At 61.6% G+C, this 20,750-nt stretch carries 24 protein-coding genes; 8 read left to right on the top strand and 16 right to left on the bottom strand.

Annotation, left to right across the window (positions count from 1 at the left end; translation table 11 throughout):
* Window positions 1–58: 58 nt before the first annotated feature.
* From OF122_RS03025 to ftsE, 6 genes are all read right to left on the bottom strand, one after another.
* Entirely contained in the window at window positions 59–985 is a 927-nt protein-coding gene (locus OF122_RS03025) for a transferrin-binding protein-like solute binding protein (protein ID WP_264226372.1), read from the bottom strand.
* 163 nt (window positions 986–1,148) lie between these two features.
* Window positions 1,149–2,252, bottom strand: a complete 1,104-nt coding sequence (locus OF122_RS03020; RefSeq protein ID WP_264226371.1) for a helix-turn-helix transcriptional regulator — start codon at window positions 2,250–2,252, stop codon at window positions 1,149–1,151.
* Window positions 2,253–2,526: 274 nt separating this feature from the next.
* Window positions 2,527–2,868 (bottom strand): hypothetical protein, encoded by a 342-nt coding sequence (locus tag OF122_RS03015; protein ID WP_264226370.1) that lies wholly within the window; start codon window positions 2,866–2,868, stop codon window positions 2,527–2,529.
* Between the two features lie 247 nt (window positions 2,869–3,115).
* Window positions 3,116–3,925 carry a lysophospholipid acyltransferase family protein gene (locus OF122_RS03010; protein ID WP_264226369.1) on the bottom strand — a complete coding sequence of 270 codons (810 nt, stop codon included), beginning with the start codon at window positions 3,923–3,925 and terminating at the stop codon, window positions 3,116–3,118.
* Window positions 3,926–3,946: 21 nt separating this feature from the next.
* On the bottom strand, window positions 3,947–4,867 hold the full coding sequence (locus tag OF122_RS03005) for a cell division protein FtsX (RefSeq protein ID WP_264226368.1): 921 nt from the start codon (window positions 4,865–4,867) through the stop codon (window positions 3,947–3,949).
* Complete coding sequence (ftsE, locus tag OF122_RS03000) at window positions 4,860–5,519, bottom strand: cell division ATP-binding protein FtsE (protein WP_264226367.1); 660 nt, start codon at window positions 5,517–5,519, stop codon at window positions 4,860–4,862. Before ftsE ends, OF122_RS03005 begins: the two co-directional genes overlap by 8 nt.
* 152 nt (window positions 5,520–5,671) lie before the next feature.
* Here ftsE and OF122_RS02995 point away from each other — a divergent pair, with 152 nt between their 5' ends.
* From OF122_RS02995 to OF122_RS02985, 3 genes are all read left to right on the top strand, one after another.
* Complete coding sequence (locus OF122_RS02995; RefSeq protein WP_264226366.1) at window positions 5,672–6,544, top strand: zinc-ribbon domain-containing protein; 873 nt, start codon at window positions 5,672–5,674, stop codon at window positions 6,542–6,544.
* A 123-nt stretch (window positions 6,545–6,667) separates the two neighbouring features.
* Window positions 6,668–7,072 carry a response regulator gene (locus OF122_RS02990; RefSeq protein WP_264226365.1) on the top strand — a complete coding sequence of 135 codons (405 nt, stop codon included), beginning with the start codon at window positions 6,668–6,670 and terminating at the stop codon, window positions 7,070–7,072.
* A 432-nt stretch (window positions 7,073–7,504) separates the two neighbouring features.
* Complete coding sequence (locus tag OF122_RS02985; protein ID WP_319019406.1) at window positions 7,505–9,022, top strand: methyl-accepting chemotaxis protein; 1,518 nt, start codon at window positions 7,505–7,507, stop codon at window positions 9,020–9,022.
* Window positions 9,023–9,252: 230 nt separating this feature from the next.
* Here the strand turns inward: OF122_RS02985 and lysA are convergent, their stop codons facing one another.
* Both lysA and argH read right to left on the bottom strand, forming a co-directional pair.
* Window positions 9,253–10,530, bottom strand: a complete 1,278-nt coding sequence (gene lysA, locus OF122_RS02980; protein ID WP_264226364.1) for a diaminopimelate decarboxylase — start codon at window positions 10,528–10,530, stop codon at window positions 9,253–9,255.
* Window positions 10,531–10,533: 3 nt separating this feature from the next.
* Window positions 10,534–11,916, bottom strand: a complete 1,383-nt coding sequence (gene argH, locus OF122_RS02975; RefSeq protein ID WP_264226363.1) for an argininosuccinate lyase — start codon at window positions 11,914–11,916, stop codon at window positions 10,534–10,536.
* A gap of 40 nt (window positions 11,917–11,956) precedes the next feature.
* Between argH and OF122_RS02970 the strand changes: the two genes are divergently transcribed.
* Window positions 11,957–12,604, top strand: coding sequence for a TlpA disulfide reductase family protein (locus OF122_RS02970; protein ID WP_264226362.1), 648 nt, complete (start codon window positions 11,957–11,959; stop codon window positions 12,602–12,604).
* Window positions 12,605–12,707: 103 nt separating this feature from the next.
* Window positions 12,708–13,772 (top strand): HD-GYP domain-containing protein, encoded by a 1,065-nt coding sequence (locus OF122_RS02965; protein ID WP_264226361.1) that lies wholly within the window; start codon window positions 12,708–12,710, stop codon window positions 13,770–13,772.
* A gap of 134 nt (window positions 13,773–13,906) precedes the next feature.
* Here OF122_RS02965 and OF122_RS02960 read toward each other — a convergent pair whose 3' ends face one another.
* From OF122_RS02960 to gluQRS, 7 genes are all read right to left on the bottom strand, one after another.
* Window positions 13,907–14,119, bottom strand: a complete 213-nt coding sequence (locus OF122_RS02960; protein ID WP_264226360.1) for a hypothetical protein — start codon at window positions 14,117–14,119, stop codon at window positions 13,907–13,909.
* Window positions 14,120–14,359: 240 nt separating this feature from the next.
* A complete protein-coding gene (locus OF122_RS02955; protein ID WP_264226359.1) occupies window positions 14,360–14,548 on the bottom strand; it encodes a YjfB family protein in 189 nt (62 codons plus the stop codon).
* A 233-nt stretch (window positions 14,549–14,781) separates the two neighbouring features.
* Window positions 14,782–15,462: a rhomboid family intramembrane serine protease gene (locus OF122_RS02950; protein WP_264226358.1), complete on the bottom strand. Its 681-nt coding sequence runs from the start codon at window positions 15,460–15,462 to the stop codon at window positions 14,782–14,784.
* Between the two features lie 187 nt (window positions 15,463–15,649).
* Window positions 15,650–16,054: a heme-copper oxidase family protein gene (locus OF122_RS02945; RefSeq protein WP_264226357.1), complete on the bottom strand. Its 405-nt coding sequence runs from the start codon at window positions 16,052–16,054 to the stop codon at window positions 15,650–15,652.
* 125 nt (window positions 16,055–16,179) lie between these two features.
* Window positions 16,180–16,773, bottom strand: a complete 594-nt coding sequence (locus OF122_RS02940; RefSeq protein WP_264226356.1) for a cob(I)yrinic acid a,c-diamide adenosyltransferase — start codon at window positions 16,771–16,773, stop codon at window positions 16,180–16,182.
* A 29-nt stretch (window positions 16,774–16,802) separates the two neighbouring features.
* A complete protein-coding gene (locus OF122_RS02935; protein WP_264226355.1) occupies window positions 16,803–17,000 on the bottom strand; it encodes a twin transmembrane helix small protein in 198 nt (65 codons plus the stop codon).
* Window positions 17,001–17,167: 167 nt separating this feature from the next.
* Entirely contained in the window at window positions 17,168–18,025 is an 858-nt protein-coding gene (gluQRS, locus tag OF122_RS02930; RefSeq protein ID WP_264226354.1) for a tRNA glutamyl-Q(34) synthetase GluQRS, read from the bottom strand.
* On the opposite strand from gluQRS, the gene OF122_RS02925 reads away from it, so the two are divergent.
* The 3 genes from OF122_RS02925 (at window position 18,024) to OF122_RS02915 (ending at window position 20,227) form a co-directional block, all read left to right on the top strand.
* On the top strand, window positions 18,024–18,719 hold the full coding sequence (locus tag OF122_RS02925) for a DNA-3-methyladenine glycosylase family protein (RefSeq protein WP_264226353.1): 696 nt from the start codon (window positions 18,024–18,026) through the stop codon (window positions 18,717–18,719). The two genes, gluQRS and OF122_RS02925, sit on opposite strands and share 2 nt — an antisense overlap.
* 25 nt (window positions 18,720–18,744) lie before the next feature.
* Window positions 18,745–19,404, top strand: coding sequence for an alpha/beta hydrolase (locus OF122_RS02920; protein WP_264226352.1), 660 nt, complete (start codon window positions 18,745–18,747; stop codon window positions 19,402–19,404).
* A gap of 265 nt (window positions 19,405–19,669) precedes the next feature.
* Entirely contained in the window at window positions 19,670–20,227 is a 558-nt protein-coding gene (locus OF122_RS02915) for an HNH endonuclease (RefSeq protein ID WP_014132137.1), read from the top strand.
* Between the two features lie 6 nt (window positions 20,228–20,233).
* Here OF122_RS02915 and OF122_RS02910 read toward each other — a convergent pair whose 3' ends face one another.
* Complete coding sequence (locus OF122_RS02910) at window positions 20,234–20,749, bottom strand: disulfide bond formation protein B (protein ID WP_264226351.1); 516 nt, start codon at window positions 20,747–20,749, stop codon at window positions 20,234–20,236.
* Window position 20,750: the final 1 nt, after the last annotated feature.

Genomic DNA, 20,750 nt, shown 5'->3' with positions numbered 1-20,750 from the left:
TCAAAAAGACGGGTACGACACACTGATGCCGTACCCTTTGCAGGTTGGAGGTTCGCAATCAGTCCCTTATTGCCGAGAAAACACCGGTGCCGACCGTTTCGTCGCCACTGATAGCCATTACGCCGCCCACTTCCTCGCCGCTCGCGCCATAGAATTTGCCGCTATAGGTGCCCCCCAGATCGGTGAGAGTGAACGCCGTTAGAAGGTCGTTGTCCGGGGTGATTGTCCCGCTGAACCCCGTGCCCGAGATCGCCGCACTGTCAAGGGCCACGGTGCCGCTGACTGCAGAACCGCCAAGCACCTCGATATTGTCGACCAGCCCCGATATCTGACCGGCATTGAAATCAGCCGACATCGTCAGGTCCCCCACAATGCGGGTCGTGTCGTTGAACGTGCCGCTGTCGGTCAGGGCTGCGCCCGCAAAGCCCGAGTATGTGGCGGTTGCTGTGCTTGGCACATCGCCAGGCATGGTTTCGGTGCCCACGACCGCAAACCCGCTGATCGCTTCTCCGGCAGGATCCCAGAAATAGCTCCACACCTGATGGTGCGCGGCGTTGGACACATCGAGCACATCGACGACATCTCCCTGCCAACTGTCGAGCCTGTAGTATGGCCCCGGCCCGAGACCATCAAACTCAAGGGTTCCGCCGCTGATATCGGTGGCGGCAAAGCTGTGGGTGAGGCCGTCGATGGTCACATCGAGGCCGCCCTGGTCATTGGCGGCAATCGAAAATGCCGTGTCCTCGAGCGCCCTCGTTTCTAAAGCGTCGAAGTCGTGTTCGACAGCGGCGCTCATCAGGCTGTTATAGGCCATCAGGGTCTGGCCGTCCGCCAACGCCTCGCTCGCGGTTCCAGCCGATACGGCAAACACTGCCGGCGAAGGCGTCCCCCCGCCTCCGCCGCCCCCTGTGCTGCCGGTCGAGGAGCATCCCGCCAACAGCGTTGCGGAAAGGCCGATAACAAAAAACGGAGTATATCTCTGCATGGGGTTCCCCTGAAGTTGTCTCCAAAAGCGCCGCGGTCAGTGCCGGTGCGCGATCAGATTTCTGTCAGAAGGGACGCTAACGACCGGTCGAACACCTCAGTATCCCCCACCCGGGGGAGGGTTGGGCGGCGGCGGCGAAAAAACGTCAGACCCGCACCGATTGTCAGCCGGAGCGCCGGGCCATAACGGATCGGATCAGCCCGACAAGGGCGCCTTGCCGGTTAGTGTCGGTTTTAAAGAATATCGAATTAAGATGGGTTTTGGCGGTCTCACGGGCTATCCCGCACTTCTCCGCTGCCTCGGACAGACTCAATCCCGATGTAAGCTCAAGGGCGACGCGCGCTTCGGCCGGGGTAAGGCCGAACGCCTGTTTGAGCAGCGCGGCGCTGGGCATTGGCTGGCGGTCAAGATCGGTCAACAACACGATGAATCGCGCAAAAAAGAACACGCCGTCAAACCGGGTGGGCACCGGCAGCACATCGAGCAGCAATGGACGCCGACCGGGTCTTTCGATGCGCAGCGGTCCCGATGCATCCGGCCCCTCCGCAACCACCTTGCTTATCGCCGCCGAAACGCTGCGGGCAACGGTCCGGTTGTGGGAGGTCACCTTGCGGCCGAGCACAGTTAGACTATCTCCCATCATATGCTCTGCGCCGCGTGTCATCTCGATCACCTGGCCCTGGCTGTCGAGCAGGATGGCCGCATCGTTGAGGGCATCAAGCATGCCCAGCCCAAGCGACGTCTGCACCCAGCCCACGCGCTCGGCCGTCGTAACGACTCGCGCTAGGTGACCTGAAATGGCCCCGAACAGCAACCGGTCGTCCTCCGAGAACATTTCGCCCTTTGCACCGCGAAACACCGACAGCACATATTGGCGGCTGGGCGACTTGAAGGTTATTCCGCCCCACCACTTTTTGCCGTAAGGCAACATGAGCTCCTGGTAGATCGGCTCGCGCTGATGATCCTCCTCGGTCGCGATATCCTGCTCGAGCACGATGGTTTGTCCGCGGTCCGTCAGCGGCCAGCCTCGGTTGGCGCGGTAGTCGTCGAGATGCCACCCATCAACCACAAAGCGCTCGGCGAACTCGGTGAGGTCGGACGAGAACGGCAGGTTGATCGTGTCCTCGGTAGCCACCCTCGGCACGGTGATGGCCGAATCCGCCCCAATGGCATCGCACAATCGCGCCAGACCTGCCTGCCACAATCCGCGCTCGAATCCGGCCTCATAAAGCCCGTCAACTGCCGCACGAACACCCTCCGGCAACATGCCCCGTCCCCCGAAGACCCTCACACATTTGTATTTAAGAGCATTTCACTGTATCTGGCAAACCTGTAACTGTATTCACATCTTCACCGCACGAGCCGCACTGTTTATTTGACCACGGCAAGACACTATTACTCCCCTGGCCCATGTCGTCCCAAGCCGTTATTTCGTCCTCGCAGAAACAACGTCTAAACACGCAATCGTCCAGCATAAACCGTACCGTTGAGCAAACGGTGTTGCAGCTAATGCGATCATGGATTCGATTTGATATTCCGGTTCAGGCAGCCCGGCCTAGCGCCCTCCGGCTGCCTTCGAGATCCCACACAAGCGTCATCACCGCCAGCGGATCGCTCGGAGCGGCAAGCGAGAGCATGCTGGCCCCGCTCGCGCTCAACCGGCGGAATTTTTCGCGTGCCCGATGGTCGCCGATAAGATCTTCGGCGGTGCCGGCCCAGCCGATCACTCCGTTGTCTTCGAGCGCATAAAGCCGGGTCGGCGTCATGGCGACCCCGGCCTCCCGCTCGCGCTCCATCAGATAACGCCGGCCCGACCGTCCGGTCCAAAGCACACTGGCGCTCTCGCCAATGCCGGCTTCCGCAATGCTGTTCAATCCGATCATGGCCCCCTCGAAAACGGCCCCGCGCTATCCCGCCACCAAAGGCGAAAAATTCATTTGGTGACCGGCAGTCACTCCGACCGAACCGGCCCAATGAGAACAAAATTAGAACAAAATGGAGGAAGCGTCAATCCCATGCACTCCCAAATCGTCCCATTCCTCATAAGCGATGTCAAGATATTGTGTCCCGATTACGGCAAAACACAATCTATCGCATTTTGATGACTGGAACACCGATGAGCGCGAGAGGTCAGGACGAGGCGCCCGATTTGGCTTCAAGTTCGTTGAGCCGAGCGCGAAGCCGTGGCGAGATCGGCCGTGCAAGGCCCTTTCTCGCGTCTTCGAGCACCATGGCGTCGGTCTCGGTTTCGATGCGCGCGATCAGAGTTTTCAAAAACTCATCCCCCGGTAGCCCCGGCGGGATCGGCTCGAGAAATTTGGCCCGCGCCGTCCCCGGCCACAAAACGGGGCTGTTGCGCCCCCAATAGAGCCCCGACGTCAGCGCGACGGGCACCACCGGCACATCCATGGCCAGATACATCCGCACGATCCCCGAGCGGTAGGCCGGCGTATCGAGCGGCGCGCGGCGCGTGCCTTCGGGGAATATGATCACCCGGCAACCCTTGCCCAGGGCCGCCCTGGCCTCGTCCATCATGGCGGGCAACGCATCCTTGCCCTTTTTGCGATCGACCGAAATCGTATCCATCCAGCGCGCCGCCCAGCCAAAAAGCGGTATGTCGAGCAGTTCTTTTTTGGCGATGAATGCGGGGTGCCCCACATGGGGCAAGACGGCAAAGATATCCCAGTCCGACTGGTGCTTGGCGCCGATGATGCATCCGCCCGCAGGGATGTTTTCAGCCCCGGTCACCTCGGTTCTGATCCCCACGATCCAGCGCAGGAAAAACAGATTCGCACTGTTCCAGTATTGTGCCAGGCTCCAGCCCACCGATTTGAGGTTCGGTGTCAGCCTGGACATTAATCCGATAATGATCGCCAGAATGATCGTGTGGGCGAAAAACAGCAGATAGAACACCGCCGAGCGGATGGCCTGAACGATCATGGCAAGGTCCTCCCCGGACCGTCAGGAAATTTGCGAGAGGAAGCGCCGCACCGTCAAGCGCGACGTGATCGCGGTTAGTCCGGCAATCACCAGAACGACCCCGATGATGCCCAGAATTCCGCTGATCCCCAGCGCGAACTGCCCGAACAAGACCCCGAGCTGCGCGCTCGACTGTTCGGGCACAACCGTGCTCATCGCCGTTCCTGCTATGATGAAAAAGATGATGGCCGCCACCCCGCCCACCAGTCCGCCCTTGAGCCCGAGCAGCAAAAACCGCCCCTGGAACTCCCCGGCGATGAACGTGTTGGACGCCCCGATGAAATGGAGCACATCGACGATTTCCCGGTTGGTCGACATGGTCCCACGCGTCGCAAAGACAATCGCCAGCGCCGTCGCCACAAGGATCAGCGCGAGCACCAATATCCCCGAAACAACGATCGTACCGGCCATTGTGTTAAGCTGCACCCGCCAGGCCGCGTGCGTTTCCAGCGTCGCCCCCGGAATGGCCGAAATCTCGCTTTCCAGCCGCGAGATGTCGGCAGCGTTGGGATCGGCAAGCTGCACGATCACCAGCCGCGGAATGGCCAGATCCGAAAGGTCCAGCCCCTCGCCCAGCCAGGGCTGCAACAACTCTTCGCTTTCCTCGATCGACACCACCCGCGCGCTCGCAACGCCAGGCACCGCTTCCGACAGCGAGACGGCAAGCCGCAGATTGGAATCGATCACTTCGCCATCGAGCGGGCGGATCTGGATGGTCAGCTCGCGCCCCACATCGGCCGACCAGCCCATCGCCGACTTCTGGACCAAAAGCACGCCGCCAAACGTCACGCAGGACAAAAACGTCATGATGCCGATCAAAAGCATCAGGGTGCGCCCCGCCACCGATTGGGCTGGAACGATTGGGTTGGGACGGGAAAAATTGAGCCTTAACCCCTCACTCATGGATGGTCAGCTCCCCCTCGTTTAGCAGCATGCGCGGATAGCCGAACTTGTCGAGCAACGCCACCTCGTGGGTGGCCAGGATTATCGTCGTGCCCATCTTGTTGAGCTGCTCGAACAGATGCAGCAACCGCTCGGACAGTTCGGGGTCCACATTGCCCGTCGGCTCGTCGGCCAGAAGGATGTCGGGATTGCCGATCACCGCCCGGGCAATCGCCGCGCGCTGCTTTTCCCCGCCCGAAAGCACCGCCGGGTGCGCGTCCATCCGGTCGCCCAGCCCCACCCAGTCGAGCAGTTCTTCAACATTGCCGCGATAGCTTGCTTCGGCCTGTCCGCGCACGCGCAGCGGCAGGGCGACGTTTTCAAAGGTGGTCAGATGGTCGAGCAGCCTAAATTCCTGGAACACGATCCCGATATGACGCCGCATTTGCAACAGCCTGTCGCGGTCGAGCGCGGTGACGTCTTCCCCGAACATCGAAACCGAGCCACGCGTGGGCTTGAGCGAAAGCAGCAACAACCGCAAAAGCGACGTCTTGCCCGACCCCGAGGGTCCGGTGAGAAAATGAAACGAACCCGGCGAGATCGCAAAGGTCAGGTCTTTGAGGATTTCCGGCCCGTGTCCGTATCGAAGGCCCACATTTTCGAACGCGATCAAACCGCTTTTCTCCGCGAATCATCTGGCTGGACACTATCCTACCAGCCATCACCTCCCAATGGCCGCATCAAGGCGGCGTTTCAAGAGTTTTAACCCGGCCCGCTTACGGTCGGGACTTCGATTTTTCGCTCAACCCGTTCGGTTCCTCGCGCGTGATCATCACCTGCCCAAATTGCCAGACGCGCTATAAGCTTGGCTCCGATGCGCTCAGCGCCGCAGGCAGGCAGGTTCAGTGCGCCGCGTGTTCCGAACTCTGGTACGCCACCCCGAGCTTTCCCGGGCCCTCTGCCCCGCGCCGCGATCCCGAACCCACAGACGACGAGCTGATCTTCCGCGCCGATACCGATACCCTGTTTTCCGCCGCCGACGAGGAGATGCTCGACGCCTCCTTCCTGCGCAACCAGCCTGCCCGTCAGCCCGCAGAGCCCGGACCCGAACACCCGTTTCCAAACGACCCCGCGCCATTGCCCGATCCCGGAGATCAACGCCCCCCGATCGACAGCGCCGCCAACCAGGCCCGTATCGAGGCCCTGGCCCGCCGCCGCAACGGCATGCTCGCCGCGCACCCGATCGCCCGGTTCCGCCGCATGTTCCGCTTCGCCATCATTGTCCTGATGATCGCCAGCGTTGTCGCCGCTTTCGCCCTGCGCACAGAGATCGTTTCCGCAATCCCCCAGCTCGACGGGCTCTATCGCCTAGTGGGGCTTAAAACCAATGTCGTCGGGCTCGATTTCACCGAAATTAAGACTTTGCGAACCACGCAGAATGGAAACCCCGCCATTGTGGTCAACGCTAAGATTTCCAACATCACGAATCGCATAACCTACGTGCCATCGGTGCTGGTAAGCCTGCTCGATTCCGCCGGCACCATTGTTTACGAATGGACGGTAACGCCCGCCACACGCAACGTTTTGCCCGGTGATACATTGGCAATCGACGCGCAACTGATCGGACCGCCGCAAGGCGTGACAAATATTAGACTGAGCTTTGTCGACGGCGCCAACGGTTCGGCGGCAGGCAACTGAAAGACCAAACCGAGACTGGTCGTGTTTCCAGAAAAAAGTGGCTACCACTTTTGCGGTTCGGAAACACGACACACCGAGATTGAGCAATCAAGCCATTGCTCCAAAGAATAAGGGTAGAGCCCCATGGCACGCATTCTGGTGGCCGAAGACGACGACAACGTCCGCGCCTTTGTGACCCGCGCCCTCGAAATGAGCGGCCACGAAGTGATCGACGCGTCCGATGGCGGCCTCACCCTCGAAATCGCCAACGAGCACAATGGCAATTTCGACCTGTTGGTCTCCGACATCAAGATGCCCGTCATGGACGGCATCGGCCTGGCCCTCGCCATCGGCGCCCAATACCCCGCCATGACCATCCTCCTGATGACCGGCTTCGCTGACCAACGCGAACGCGCCCATGGCCTGGACGCCCTGATCTATGACGTCCTGGGCAAACCCTTCTCGCTCGCCCAATTGATTGAAAAAGTTAACGACGCACTGGCGGGAAAGCCCGCCGAGATCATCCCGCTGGCAAGATCAGCGCTGTGAGCTGATCCGATCTCACTGCTTGGGGGCGGCTTCCGACGCCATTTCGGTCATGCCGAGCGTATCCGTCGCAGGACGAAACCTGCCGTTCACCTTTCGCCGAATGGCAGAACTGAACGCAGGCCGACCCTAAGCTATTCTGGAGCGCAGGGCCGTGCCGTCGACCTGAAAAAACACCGAAGCGCTGCCCGCTCCAACCTTACGGAAAACTGATTATCCCCACACGCGATAACCGGTCCTTTACCACGATTGGCTATGTTCTCCGGGACTATGACCCAGATCAAGATTTGGGAATCTCGATTGGCATAGAACATCACAGACGCCAATCTGGAAGCCTCTCACCATGACCTCCGATACCGCCGATCTTCTCCAGTCCCGTCTCGACTTTATCGGTCTTGATGACGCTGCGCGAGGCAGCATCCCCGCGCCCAGCCGCTGATCGAGGCTCATCTCGAACCGGCCCTGACCCGGTTTTACGCCAAGATCGCCGAGGTGCCGGCCGTGGCCCGCTTCTTTGATGGCAAGCCACAGATGGATCGGGCCAAGTCCAAGCAGCTAGGACATTGGTCGGCCATTGCGACCGGGCAGTTGGATCAAGCCTATATGGAGGCAAGCAGCAAGGTGGGGCTCCGCCATGCCAAGATCGGGCTGGAGCCGCGCTGGCATATCGGCGGCTATGGCCTGATCATGGAAACACTGGTGCGCGGATTGGTGCACGACACCATGGCGGCAGCGCTCGAGCCGGAAAAAGGCCGCTTCGGCCGTTCCGTGCCGCGCACGGCCGAGGCCGTGCTGGCTGATGCCGATGCCATGGCCGACATGCTGGTGGCCGTGCTCAAATCCATGCTGCTCGATGTCGACATTGGCGTATCCGCTTATTTCGACAAACTGACGGCCGATGCCCGAGAGGCCGATGACGCCGCGCGCGCAAAAATCGACAAGGCCGTCGCCGCGACCGGGGCGGTGCTCCGTGATGTGGCCCAGGGCAATCTCACCAGCCGGGTGACCGAGGCCCTCGACCCCGAATTCGACCAGATCAAGCAGGACACCAATGCGGTAGCGGAACGGCTTACCGAGATCGTCGGGCAATTGCAGCAGACCTCCCGCTCACTCAAGACGGCGACCGGAGAAATTCTGGCCGGCGCCAATGATCTGGCCGACCGCACCACGCGGCAGGCGGCGACAATTGAGCAGACCTCTGCATCGGTTGAACAGCTTTCCACGGCGGTAGTGGAAAATGCCAGGCGGGCAGCAACCGCCAGCGACACGGCTCGCCAATTGTCGCGCAGCGCGACCGAAGGCGGCGCGGTGATGGGCGAAGCCAATCAGGCCATGAGCGCCATCGAAACCTCCTCGGCCAAGATCTCCAATATCATCGGCATGATCGACGACATCGCCTTCCAGACCAATCTGCTGGCGCTCAATGCTTCGGTGGAAGCGGCGCGCGCCGGCGAAGCCGGCAAGGGCTTTGCCGTGGTGGCAGTGGAAGTGCGACGCCTGGCGCAGAACGCGGCCCAGGCCTCCAGCGAGGTCAAGCAGTTGATCGACGCCAGCGCGGGCGAGGTGCGCAACGGCACCCAGTTGGTTGCGCGCGCCGCCGAGACCTTGCTCGATATCCAGACCCGTGCCGAGGAAAGCGCGGGGCTGATCGATGCCATTGCCAGGGCTAATGGCGAGCAGTCGCAGGCGCTTGAAGAGGTGAACGTCGCGGTGCGGACCATGGACGAGATGACCCAGCACAATGCAGCGCTGGTGGAAGAAACCAATGCCGCCATTGAGCAGAACGAAGCCCAGGCGATTGAACTCGATCAGATTGTGGCGGTGTTCCGACTGAACGGTCCCGATCAGTCGGTACCGCAGTCGCAGAAGTTGGCCAAACCCGCACAGGCTGTTCGACCCGTATCGCAGATATCAGGTAATACCGCCCTCGCCGCTGATTGGGAGCAATTCTAGTCTACCCTATAGACACCATTTTATTCTGCCGTCGGGCGGAAATTGCCCCAAATCGCCATCGCCTCGACTTGCCCCGACCGCCTGCATTCAGGGAATCCAAGAGGCGTTGTTGATGACCTAAAAGAGGGCGCGCTGCTGTCGAAGCTCAGCGACCACCTGAATGGCCGCTTTCCTAAGCCCGCCGCCCGGAAGCGGACGGGCAGGAACCCACCTCAAATCGGCTCTCCCCCTCAGTCGCCCGCCCTCACCCACTCCGGCACACTATCGAGCCCAATCAACTCATCGAGCGTCTGCCGCGGCCGCACCGCGTGCCACTTGCCGCCATCCACCAGAACTTCGGCGATCAGCGGGCGGGTGTTGTAGGTCGAGCTCATCACCGCGCCATAGGCGCCCGCGCTCATCACAACCAGCAGGTCGCCCTCGCCCACATCGGCCATCTCCCGATCCAGCCCGAGATAATCCCCCGTCTCGCACACCGGCCCCACGATATCGGCGCGGATGGTCTCAGCCCCCGCGCCCGCTTCCTGCATGGGCAGAATATCGTGATGAGCCTCATAAAGCGTCGGGCGGATCAGATCGTTCATCGCCGCATCGACAATGACAAAGCTCTTTTTCTCTGTCTTTTTGACGTATTCGACCCGCGTCACCATCACCCCGGCATTGCCCGCGATCAGCCGGCCAGGTTCAAGGATCACCCGGCACCCCAGAGCATCGGTGTGCCGGCGCACCAGCTTGGCGTATTCCACCGGATCGGGTGGTGGCGAATTGTCCTGTTGATAGGGAATCCCCAGCCCGCCCCCGACGTCCACATGCTCGATTGCATGTCCCGCCGCCCGCAGCCGCTCAACCAGTTCGGCCAGCAGCTTAAAGGCGTTGTCGAACGGATCGAGATCGGTGATCTGGCTGCCGATATGCATATCGACGCCCACCGCCTTCAAATTCTTGCACGCCGCGATCCGCTCATAGACCGCCTCGGCCCGCGCGTAGGGAATGCCGAACTTGTTCTCCGATTTGCCCGTCGAAATCTTGGCGTGGGTTTTCGCGTCCACATCGGGATTGATCCGCACCGAAACCGGCGCGATTTTGTCCATCTCGGCCGCCACCGCGTTGAGCCGTTCCAGCTCGGGCTCGCTTTCGACGTTAAAGCACAAGATCCCCACGTCCAACGCCCGCCGCATCTCGGCCCGGCTCTTGCCGACGCCCGAAAAGATGATTTTTTCCGCCGGGATCCCCGCCCGCAGCGCCCGCTCGAGCTCACCGAGCGACACCACATCCGCCCCGATGCCCTTTTGCGCGGCAATGGCCAGCATCGCCTGGTTCGAATTGGCCTTCATGGCATAGGCGACCAGCGTGTCGGTGCCGGAAAACGCCCCCATCATCACGTCGATATGCCGGGTAAACGTCGCCCGCGAATAGCAATAGAACGGCGTGCCGATCTCCTCGGCCACCGCCGTCAGATCGACATCCTCGGCAAACATCCAGCCGCCGCGATAGGTAAAATGATGCACCGATTAATTCCCCAGCCGCTCGCGCCAGCCTGTCACCTGCGCCTTGACGTTTGCCGGCGACGTCCCGCCAAAACTCGTCCGCGACTTGACCGAATTTTCCACCCCCAGCACCTTGAACACCTGGCTGGTGATGCGCTCGTCGATTTCCTTGAAATCCTCGATGGTCAACCCTTCCAGCCCGCAGCCCTTGGCCTCGGCCGTCGCCACCGCGCGCCCGGTGATGTGGTGCGCATCGCGGAACGGAACGTTCGCCGCCCGCACCAGCCAGTCGGCCAGGTCGGTCGCCGTCGAAAACCCGGCCCCCGCCGCCGCCGCCATCTTTTCGCGATTGACGGTGAGATCGCCCATCATCCCGGTCATCGCCGCCAGCGCCAGCGAGAAATTATCGAGCGCGTCAAACGCGATTTCCTTGTCTTCCTGCATGTCCTTTGAATAGGCCAGCGGCAGCCCCTTCATCACCATCAAAAGCGATGTGAACGCCGCAAAAATCCGCCCCACCTTGGCCCGGATCAGCTCTGCCGCGTCCGGATTGCGCTTTTGCGGCATGATCGAAGACCCGGTGGAAAACTTGTCGGAAAGCCGCACAAACGCAAACTGCGCCGACGACCAGATCACCAGCTCTTCGGAAAGCCGCGACAGATGCATCGCACAGATCGACGCCGCCGAAAGCGTTTCGAGGATGAAGTCGCGGTCCGAGACCGCATCGAGCGAATTGGCCATCGGCCGATCGAACCCCAGCGCCTGCGCCGTCATCTCCCGATCGATCGGAAACGAAGTCCCCGCAAGCGCTGCCGCCCCCAGCGGGCTTTCATTGAGCCGCGCCCGCGCATCGAGGAGCCGCCCCTTGTCGCGCTCGAGCATTTCCACATAGGCCAGCATATGATGCCCGAAGGTCACCGGCTGGGCGCTCTGCAGATGCGTGAACCCTGGCATCACGCTGTCCGCTTCGGCCTCGGCTTTCTCGACCAAGACCTTTTGCAGCGTCTCGACCTGCGCGGCCAGCATGTCCAGCCCATCGCGCACATAGAGCTTGAAATCGGTCGCCACCTGATCGTTGCGCGAGCGTGCCGTGTGCAGTCGCCCGGCCGGCTCCCCGATCAGATCCTTGAGGCGGCTTTCCACGTTCATATGGATGTCTTCGAGCGCTCGCGAGAAGGTGAACTCCCCCGCCTCGATTTCCCCCCGAACTGTCTCTAGACCGGAGATGATGGCATCCTTATCGTCGCGCGTCAGAATGCCGGCTGCCTCCAGCATCGTGGCATGCGCTATCGATCCGGCGATGTCATGCTTGTAAAGGCGCTTGTCGAAGCCGATAGAAGCGTTGATCTCTTCCATGATGGCGTCGGGGCCGGAGGAAAACCGGCCTCCCCACATGCGATTGCTCATCGGCGCCTCTTACTTAAATAAATTTGCGAGTGATGGTTTTATGGATCAGGACGAAAAGCGAAAATCACCCCGCCCCATCATCCTTGGCACGGGCCTTTTCGCAGCGGCGGTAGGTATAGCCGTGGCCGTCTGGGTTAGCAATGGCGGCGCCAACGCCGCGACCTGCCCGGTGCGCGCCGAGGCCGCACAAGCCATCGACGATGCCGCAACCGGCGAACTCGCCGCTCTTTTACCCTCGTCCCAATGGCGCGACTATTCCGATCTTGCCTTCCAGGACGAGGATGGAAACCCCGTCACGCTCGCCGATTTCGCCGGTAAGAAGCTGCTGATCAATTTCTGGGCCACCTGGTGCGCGCCCTGCCGCGAGGAAATGCCCTTCCTCGATGCGCTCCAAGCCCAATATGGCGGGGACGATTTCGAAGTGGTCGCCATCAGCCTCGATATCGGCGCCGACGGTCCCACCGCCGCTGCCCTGTTCCTTGAAGAGATCGGCGCGCAAAATCTCAAGCTCTTTGCCGATCCGAGCTACAAACTCTTCGAGCGCCTGCGAAATGAAGCGGTAACGCTGGGCCTCCCCGCTACCATTCTCGTCGATGATGAAGGGTGCGAGTTGGCCGTCCTCCAGGGCCCCGCCCATTGGGACACCCCCGACGGCCACAGGGTCGTCGAAACCCTTCTCGAAATCTGACCGGGCAAGGCCGAATTTCTGCTTACTAAAAATTGAGGGATCGGGCGCACACTGATTGGCGGAGGAGCCGCCACCCGCGGCGGCGAAACAGCGGATCACCAGCTTGACCGGTTCGAGCGTTGCCGTTTTGATGGTCACCGACAGTCCTGCAAGGGAGCCGCACCCGGCTGCCCACTGGTCGGCGATAGCGCGAGTCGCGCCACTGAGCGAAATCGGTGCGCTCGACCTTTCGGCCTTTTCGGCCATCCTGGTCGACGCCGATCTCTCCAGCACCGCCACCATCGACCGGCTCAAAAAGAGCCTGCAGGCCCTCGAGCGCAACATCCCACGCTACTTCCTCGTCACCGAGGGTCGGCGCGTGGAGATGGTTCAGGCCAATGTGCTCCGCGCCCACGCCACTGAAACGCGGCCGCTAACAGCCGAGGGGCTCAAGCGCCTGCTCTCGAGCACCTTGCCCCAACCCGTCGACGAGGCGGCCGACACGTCAAGCGCTGCCATAGCTCGGGCGGCCTCCAGGGCCCTCGGCAGCGCCTTTGAATCACTCCGGTCCAACACCGCCCTTGATTCAACCACCGTCGCCAGGGCCAGCAACGACATCGTCGACAGTGTCGGCGCGGGCGGGCTCGGTCAATGGCTCGATACGGTGCGCGCCCATCACCAGGGCACCTACCAGCACTGCCTGCTGGTCACCGGCGTCCTCACCAATTTCGCCCAGAAAGTCGGCATGAGCCAGGCCGATGTCTCCAAGCTCACCACCGCCGGCCTCCTCCACGACATCGGCAAGGCCACGATCCCCGTCGCCATCCTCGAAAAACCCGGCAAGCTCTCCGCTGAAGAATTTGCCGAGATCGCGCGCCACCCGATCGAAGGCTTTGACTATCTTACCGCCCACGCCGATCTCAGCCCCGATATTCTAGCCGCCGTCCGGGGCCACCACGAATATCTCGACGGCAGCGGCTACCCCGATGGCCTCATGGCCTCCCAGATCGGCGATCTCACCCGCATCGTCACCATCTGCGATATCTATGGCGCACTCAGCGAACGCCGCGCCTACAAGCCCGCCATGCCTCCCGCCCAGGCGCTGGCCATCCTCGAAGACATGTGCGTCGCCGGCAAGCTCGAAACCGCCCTCGTCCGCGCCCTGCGCCAGGCGGTGGAGACGGGCTAGGGGCCATATCCAGTACACGGCCGCTCAAAAACCCCTCACACCCAAGGAGAAAGAAGGCCGGCAGGCCGGTGAGGGAGCCTTGGGCGCCAGCCAATCCCCTCACCTCTGCAAGACAGAGCAAAAGAAGACCGACCTTAGGCGCTCTTGTCGATCTGATGGGTTGGCTCGGCTTTGGCCGACACGGGCGCGTCGAGCCGCTCGATAGCCTTCTCGATCATCATCGCCCCACGCTCCCTGGCAATCAGCGCCGTTGTGGCCTCAAGATTGCCGGCCTCGATCCTGGCCATGCGGTGCAAAAGGATTTCGGCCGAATGCTGGATCAGGATCAATATACCCTCGCGGCTCACGCTCTAGGTTGCGTGGACAGTCAGGTCAGGGCGAGCCGAAAGTGGCGATTTTCGAGAGTGATGACCGGCCACAGAAGATCCAGTGGACCTTCTGTAGGGAAGAACGCCCGGCGAACTTAAGCTCGCGGGCTATGAGCGGAGCGTACATTGGGTACGTGAGCACCGGAAGCGCAGACCCGAAGGGCCACGTCAGCGAATATTGCCACTTGCAGGCCGCCATCACCTGACTGTCCATGCAACCTAGGCCCGCTTGTCGACATTGGCTCCCATCCCGGCGGGCGCCGGCGCCGGAGCATTCTCGACGGCCTCGGTCAGCATGGAAATCATGCTCATTTCCATTTCGTGCTGCTTTTTGACCATCAGCATCTGGGCGGTCTGAACGGTCTGGGCCTGTTTCATGGCCACCGCTGTCGCGGCAATATCGCTCATTTTCGCCCATCCTCATCGCTTCTGCGTTCACGCCCCAATCTAAACGCCAGCGCCTAAAAAAACCTTACCCCGAATTAACCATTGGCCCGACGGCCATCGCCGCGGCACTCCTCCGGTATTTTCTGATTTCGCATTGGGGCTGTCCCCTTCCCCAATCCACTACCCGTCACCCCGGGATGATCGCAGAGAGCAAGCCAGCGTGGCGCCTTGAGCGCCAGCTCAAACGCACCGCCTCACCCGCCCCAAAGCGGCACCTGTCGCCGCTTGAACACCACCACCAGCGCCGCCCCGGCCACAACCCCGCCCAGGTGCACCCACCAGGCCACCCCGTCATCGCCCCAGATGAACACATAGAAAAGCTGCGTCGCCACCCACAGCCCCAGCACCGCCCAGGCTGGCAGCGCCAGGGGAAAGGTGATGACCAGTCGGTTGAGAACGAACACCCGCACTTTCGGATAGAGCACAAGATACGCCCCGATGATCCCCGCCACAGCGCCCGACGCGCCCACCAGCGGCCCCATCGCCTCTGGAAACAGCCACAGATGGGCCAGCCCGCTCACCACCCCGCAGGCAATATAAAAGACCAGATATTTCCAATGCCCCATGGCGTCTTCGACATTGTCGCCGAACACCCATAAAAACAACATGTTGGAGAGAAGGTGCAGCCAATCGGCATGCAAAAACATATAGGTGAAGACCGTCGCCTGATCGGGCAGCCAGGGCGCTGGCCCTTCCACGACCCCGCTCACCACCGCCGGGATCATCCCATAGGTGATCTGGCCGAAATAGAGCCCGTCCTGCCCGCCGGCCCATTGCATGAGGAACACGACGATATTGACCCCGATCAATCCGTAATTGACGAAGGGCCGCTCGATATGAGCGATCTTGTTGCTGTCATAGAGCGGCAGAAACATCGGCGCAGTCCCCGGGCTGGCGCCCGGTGTGCCGGAGCGCTTCGAACCACCCGATACCATTTTTGCACCCAGGGCGCGCGCAAAAACAAGACCATCCGCGCAGGCCGGTGCGTGCCGCGCCCGGCGCTCGAAATGTCCATTTGCGCATGGGGCGAGAGGCTTTCCGTCAGCCTCGCCGCCCCTTCGGCTATTCCGCGGGCCTGGGTCGGGCCGGCGAAGCGGTGCGGGACGGCGCAAAAACCGTGTAGGCGAAAATCAGCACCCCGGCGAAAGTCACCAGCGACCCCACAACGACCAGAGGCTCAAAGCTGGTGTTCCCCTGAAGCAGGAAATAGAGCCCCACGATCATGGCGATGACCCCGAGCGTATAGACCCCGTAGTGAATCATCGCCAGACGCAACGCCGCCTTGGCCGGATTGAGTGCGTAATAGGCGCCAAACAGCGCACTGGTCACCCAGCCGAGCAGGTTGAGATGGGCGTGGGCGCCGGTGACGTTGTGGACACCGGAAATGGACATCTGCAACCCCATGCCGATGCCGACAATGAGAAAGACGATGCCGCTCTGGAAAAACAGATGCGAGACCTTGGGCATTTTTTAAACCCTCCAGGGCGAACTCAACCTCCCCTCGAAGTCTCCGCCGCCCTGGTGCCAACAATACGCCTGAAAATTGCTTCGGAAAAGCCGATAATTCCAGGCTCACCGGGCGATACAGACCCTTACCCGTCCTTGGTCGTCCCCGTATTGCGCCCTGGCTCCCACAACACGTCCTTGCTCCCGTTTCCATTGGCCACCCGGCCCAGAACGAACAGCAGATCCGAAAGCCGGTTGAGATAGCGGATCGCTTCGGGGTTGAGGTCGGGCTCGGCCCTTTTGGTGGCAACGCACACCCGTTCGGCCCGCCGCGTTATGGTGCGCGCCAGATGCAGCGCCGCCGAAAGGGCCGTCCCGCCCGGCAGGACAAACGACGTCAGCGGGGTGAGCGCTTCGTTGAACGCATCGATCTGGCCCTCGAGCCATTCCACCTGCCGCGCCGTCACCCGCAACGCCGTGTAGGATCGCCCCTCATCGGGGCCGGGCGTTGCAAGATCGGACCCAAGATCGAACAGATCGTTCTGGATGCGCCCCAGCGCGTGATCGACCCGCGCCATGTCCTTGGTATTGAGCCGCGCCAGCCCGATCGCTGCGTTGGCCTCGTCCACCGTGCCATAGGCCTCGACCCGCAGGTCGTCCTTTTGCCGCCGCGGCCCGTCCACCAGCCCCGTCGTCCCGTCATCACCGGTCTTTGTGTAGATCTTGTTGAGCTTGACCATAAATAAGTACCTGCGGTGTGGGAGCGGGATCAGCGTTGAGGACCAAAGAAATACAATGCCGCCATCAGCAAGGCTACCGCTATGGCCTGCATGATGACGCGGGCCCGCATCAGCTTCTGGCTGGTGTTGCCCGACCCGCCCTTGAACATGTTGTAGAGCCCCATGCCCAAAATGATCGCCACTGCGGCCACGGCCAGGACGATCAGGATGTTGAGGGAGGTTTCCATGGGATCGCTTTCCTAAACTGTCTCGATACGCATGTGTAGAACACGGCATCGCTATCGGGTCATGCCCCATTTTGTCGCCCCGTTCCACCCATCGCGGCATTGATTGCAGATATCGGGGTCCCGAACGCACCGGGCCGTAGCTTTCCACGCCTGGTTTGCGCCAGGATTCAGAACGTGAACTGCGCCCTGATCTCCCCGGGCGCAATCCCCAGCGCCCGCAACCCGGCCAGGCTTTCCGAGCCGCGAGATTTGGACAGCTTTTCCGCATCCTCACCGACGATCAGCGGATGGTGGGTATAGACCGGGCTCGGCAAATCCAAGAGAACCTGCAAAAGGACGTGAATGTCAGTCGAGGCGTAAAGATCCATGCCGCGCGTTACATGCGTTATGCCCTGAATGGCATCGTCGACCACCACCGAGAGATGATAGCTGGTCGGCGTATCCTTGCGCACGATCACCACATCCCCCCACCGCTCGGGCTCTGCCCGGCGCTTGACCACTTCACTGGCGGGGTCGGGCATCGCCTCACGGATAGAAAGTTCCCCTTTTCCGTCAAGCGCTCGTCCCACGTCGAGCCGCCACTGCACCGGCACGCCGGCCTCGAGCTTTTCCAGTCTTTCAGCCCCCGGAAGATGCCGGCAGGTCCCCGGATAGATCGGTGCCCCGTCCGGATCGGTCCGCCCATCCGCCGCCGCCCGGATTTCGGCCCGCGTACAAAAGCACGGATAGAGCAGACCCTTGCTCCGCAGGGCATCGGCCGCCACACGGTAGTCATCGAAATGGGCCGATTGGACCCGCACCGGCTCGGGCCATTCAAGCCCAAGCCATTGCAAATCTTTAAAAACCGCTTCGACAAATTCGGGTCGACACCGCACCGTGTCGATGTCTTCGATCCGCAGCACAAACGCTCCGCCCAGCGCTCTTGCCCAATGATCGGTATAAAGCGCCGAATAGGCATGCCCCAGATGCAACCGCCCGTTCGGGCTTGGCGCGAAGCGGAAAATACGTTGAGATGGGAACGACATGACCAACCGCAAATCCTCGTTGAAAGCCCCTACCATGAGCGCCCTCGCCACTCCACCCCGGCTCGACAGCGCCCAGGCGCTGGCTGTCCATCTTGAGGGATTGAGCCAGCGCGACGAGCGCCTTGCCGCTGCCATCAGCCGGGCCGGCGAAGTCACCCTGCGCAATTCTCCATCGGGGTTCGAGGGCATGGCCCGGATCGTTTGCGGCCAGCAACTCTCGGTCGCCTCGGCCCGCGCCATCTGGGGCCGGGTCGAAGCGCTGGGCGCCATAACCCCCGATGCCTATCTCGGATTCGACGAGCAAACCCTGCGCAAGACCGGACTCTCGCGGGGGAAATTCGAAACCATTCGCGGCGTCGCCCTGGCCATCACCGAACAGGGCCTGGACTTTTCCCAGGTCGATGTAATGGAGCCCGACGCCGCCATCGAAACCCTCACCCGCCTCAAGGGCATCGGCCCCTGGACCGCGGAAATCTACCTCCTGTTCTGCGCCGGCCACCCCGACATCTTCCCCGCCGGCGACCTCGCTCTGCAAAAGGCGGTCGAGCACGCCTTCAATCTTCCCGCTCGCCCACTGCCCAAGGAATTGATCCCCCTGGCCGCCCAATGGTCGCCGCATCGGGGCGCCGCCGCCCTGATGTTCTGGCGCTATTTCTCGGCCATGAAAAATTCTGACGCCTGGGACGCGCTCTAAATTTTTCCAACCCCAAGGACCATTGATGACCGAACCCGTAAAGCTCTCCGGCCCCATGCTTCCCGCTGCCTCGGGATCCGCGAAAAGTCTCGTCGTGCTCCTGCACGGCTATGGCTCGGACGGCCGCGACCTCATCGCCCTCGGCCAGTTCTGGCGCGACAGTTTCCCCGATACGATATTCGTCGCGCCCAACGCCCCCCATGTCTGCGGCGGCAATCCGTTCGGCTATGAATGGTTTCCCCTCGACCTTGAGGGAGACCGCACCCTTGCGCGCCTCTCCGGCGCCGACACCGCCCGGCCCGTGATCGACGCGTTCCTCACCGACCTGTGGGCCCAGACCGGCCTGGGGCCCGCCGACACGATCCTCGTGGGCTTCTCCCAGGGCGCCATGATGGCGCTCTATACCGGCCTGCGTCTTGCCGAACCCGTCAAGGCCATCATCGCCTTTTCCGGCCTCATCGTCGCGCCGGAAAAGCTCGAGGCCGAAATCGCCTCAAAGCCGCCCGTGCTGCTGATCCATGGCGATCTGGACGATGTGGTCCCGGTCATCGGCAGCGAAACCGCGCTGCCCAAACTCATCGATCTCGGAATAGACGCGCGGCTCCATATTTCTCAAGGCTCCGGTCACACCATCGCTCAGGACGGGCTGGAGACCGCCACGACGTTCCTGCGCGGGATCCTCTAGAGCGCGTCCAGCAAAAGTGGAAACGGTTTTACGGTTCGGACGCGCGACGAAACAAGGACCTAGATCCAGTCCGCGATTCGAAGAAAAGCGGACTAGATCTAGCGAGTTGGATTCCCCACAGCTTTTCAACAAAGTTCTTCACAGCCCTGTCACAAGAGGCGTAGAATATAGCCATGGAATCGCCGGAGCGCTTCCGGCAGCGGTCAGAGCGCATTCAGGATTGGAAGCGTTGCGGGGAGGTTAAGTCCATGCCCCGGAGGATTTTGTGACAATCCACGTGTCACCTCAGGCCTGTCCCGCTCTAGTCCTGAACGCTGATTTCAGGCCGCTCAGCTATTATCCATTGTCCTTGTGGAACTGGCAGGACGCCATAAAGGCCGTGTGCCTGGACCGTGTGCACATCGTTTCCGAATATGACAAGGTGGTCCGAAGTCCGAGCTTCGAGATGCGCCTGCCGAGCGTCATTTCGCTCAAAGACTATGTCCAGCCCGCCAAATACCCCGCCTTTACCCGCTTCAACGTTTTCCTGCGAGATCGTTTCCAGTGCCAGTATTGCGGCTCGCGTCACGATCTGACCTTCGATCACGTCCTGCCCCGCTCCAAGGGTGGCCGCACGACCTGGGAAAACATCGTTGCCGCCTGCTCGCCCTGCAACCTGCGCAAGGCCAATCGCACCCCGCGCGAAATCGGCATGATCCCGCGCCAGAAGCCCTACCAGCCCACGGTGCACGATTTGCACAACAACGGCAGGGCCTTCCCGCCCAACTATCTCCACGATAGCTGGCTCGATTATCTCTATTGGGATATCGAACTGGAGCCGTAAGCCGATTTACGCCTTGCGCAACTGCCCGATAATGGCCAGCACCAGCAGCACCACGATGGCTGCCGAAATCAGCGCATTGAACCCGGCCAGCGAGATGCCAAACATCTCCCACTGAATTGCGTCGCACGGCACGATGCGCACATCGCTCATGTCTGAAAGCATATCGAGGCTGATCGCGTCGTCGCCGACCCCGGTGCAGCTTTGCGGCCCCGGCCACCAGCCCCATTCAACGCCCGCGTGATAGCCCCCGACCCAGGTTCCCCACGCAAACAGCGCCGCAACCACGCCCATCAACCCAACCCGGAACGGGGTTGGAAGCTTGGTCCACACGATCAGCGCCAGGGCCAGCAACGGCAGGCCGATATAATAGGGCCAGCGCTGGGTCAGGCACAATTCACACGGATAAAGCCCGCCGATGAACTGGAACGCCAGCGCCCCGAGAATGGCGGCAAGCCCCAGAACGAACGCCGCGCCGGCCTTGGCCCGGTCCGATGCCGGTGAAAGTTGAGAAGTCTGCGACATG

This window comes from Pelagibacterium flavum (assembly GCF_025854335.1).
In the GTDB taxonomy this organism is placed as follows: domain Bacteria; phylum Pseudomonadota; class Alphaproteobacteria; order Rhizobiales; family Devosiaceae; genus Pelagibacterium; species Pelagibacterium flavum.
The sequence above is the reverse complement of the archived record's forward strand: the minus strand, read 5'-3'. Positions and strand labels throughout refer to the sequence as shown.

Excerpts from the sequence above, each read along its gene's own strand:
- OF122_RS03025 (WP_264226372.1), bottom strand. The coding sequence starts at position 985 with ATGCAGAGATATACTCCGTTTTTTGTTATCGGCCTTTCCGCAACGCTG.
- OF122_RS03020 (WP_264226371.1), bottom strand. The coding sequence starts at position 2,252 with ATGTTGCCGGAGGGTGTTCGTGCGGCAGTTGACGGGCTTTATGAGGCC.
- OF122_RS03015 (WP_264226370.1), bottom strand. The coding sequence starts at position 2,868 with ATGATCGGATTGAACAGCATTGCGGAAGCCGGCATTGGCGAGAGCGCC.
- OF122_RS03010 (WP_264226369.1), bottom strand. The coding sequence starts at position 3,925 with ATGATCGTTCAGGCCATCCGCTCGGCGGTGTTCTATCTGCTGTTTTTC.
- OF122_RS03005 (WP_264226368.1), bottom strand. The coding sequence starts at position 4,867 with ATGAGTGAGGGGTTAAGGCTCAATTTTTCCCGTCCCAACCCAATCGTT.
- OF122_RS02990 (WP_264226365.1), top strand. The coding sequence starts at position 6,668 with ATGGCACGCATTCTGGTGGCCGAAGACGACGACAACGTCCGCGCCTTT.
- argH (WP_264226363.1), bottom strand. The coding sequence starts at position 11,916 with ATGAGCAATCGCATGTGGGGAGGCCGGTTTTCCTCCGGCCCCGACGCC.
- OF122_RS02970 (WP_264226362.1), top strand. The coding sequence starts at position 11,957 with ATGGATCAGGACGAAAAGCGAAAATCACCCCGCCCCATCATCCTTGGC.
- OF122_RS02955 (WP_264226359.1), bottom strand. The coding sequence starts at position 14,548 with ATGAGCGATATTGCCGCGACAGCGGTGGCCATGAAACAGGCCCAGACC.
- OF122_RS02950 (WP_264226358.1), bottom strand. The coding sequence starts at position 15,462 with ATGTTTCTGCCGCTCTATGACAGCAACAAGATCGCTCATATCGAGCGG.
- OF122_RS02945 (WP_264226357.1), bottom strand. The coding sequence starts at position 16,054 with ATGCCCAAGGTCTCGCATCTGTTTTTCCAGAGCGGCATCGTCTTTCTC.
- OF122_RS02940 (WP_264226356.1), bottom strand. The coding sequence starts at position 16,773 with ATGGTCAAGCTCAACAAGATCTACACAAAGACCGGTGATGACGGGACG.
- OF122_RS02935 (WP_264226355.1), bottom strand. The coding sequence starts at position 17,000 with ATGGAAACCTCCCTCAACATCCTGATCGTCCTGGCCGTGGCCGCAGTG.
- OF122_RS02925 (WP_264226353.1), top strand. The coding sequence starts at position 18,024 with ATGACCAACCGCAAATCCTCGTTGAAAGCCCCTACCATGAGCGCCCTC.
- gluQRS (WP_264226354.1), bottom strand. The coding sequence starts at position 18,025 with ATGTCGTTCCCATCTCAACGTATTTTCCGCTTCGCGCCAAGCCCGAAC.
- OF122_RS02920 (WP_264226352.1), top strand. The coding sequence starts at position 18,745 with ATGACCGAACCCGTAAAGCTCTCCGGCCCCATGCTTCCCGCTGCCTCG.
- OF122_RS02910 (WP_264226351.1), bottom strand. The coding sequence starts at position 20,749 with ATGTCGCAGACTTCTCAACTTTCACCGGCATCGGACCGGGCCAAGGCC.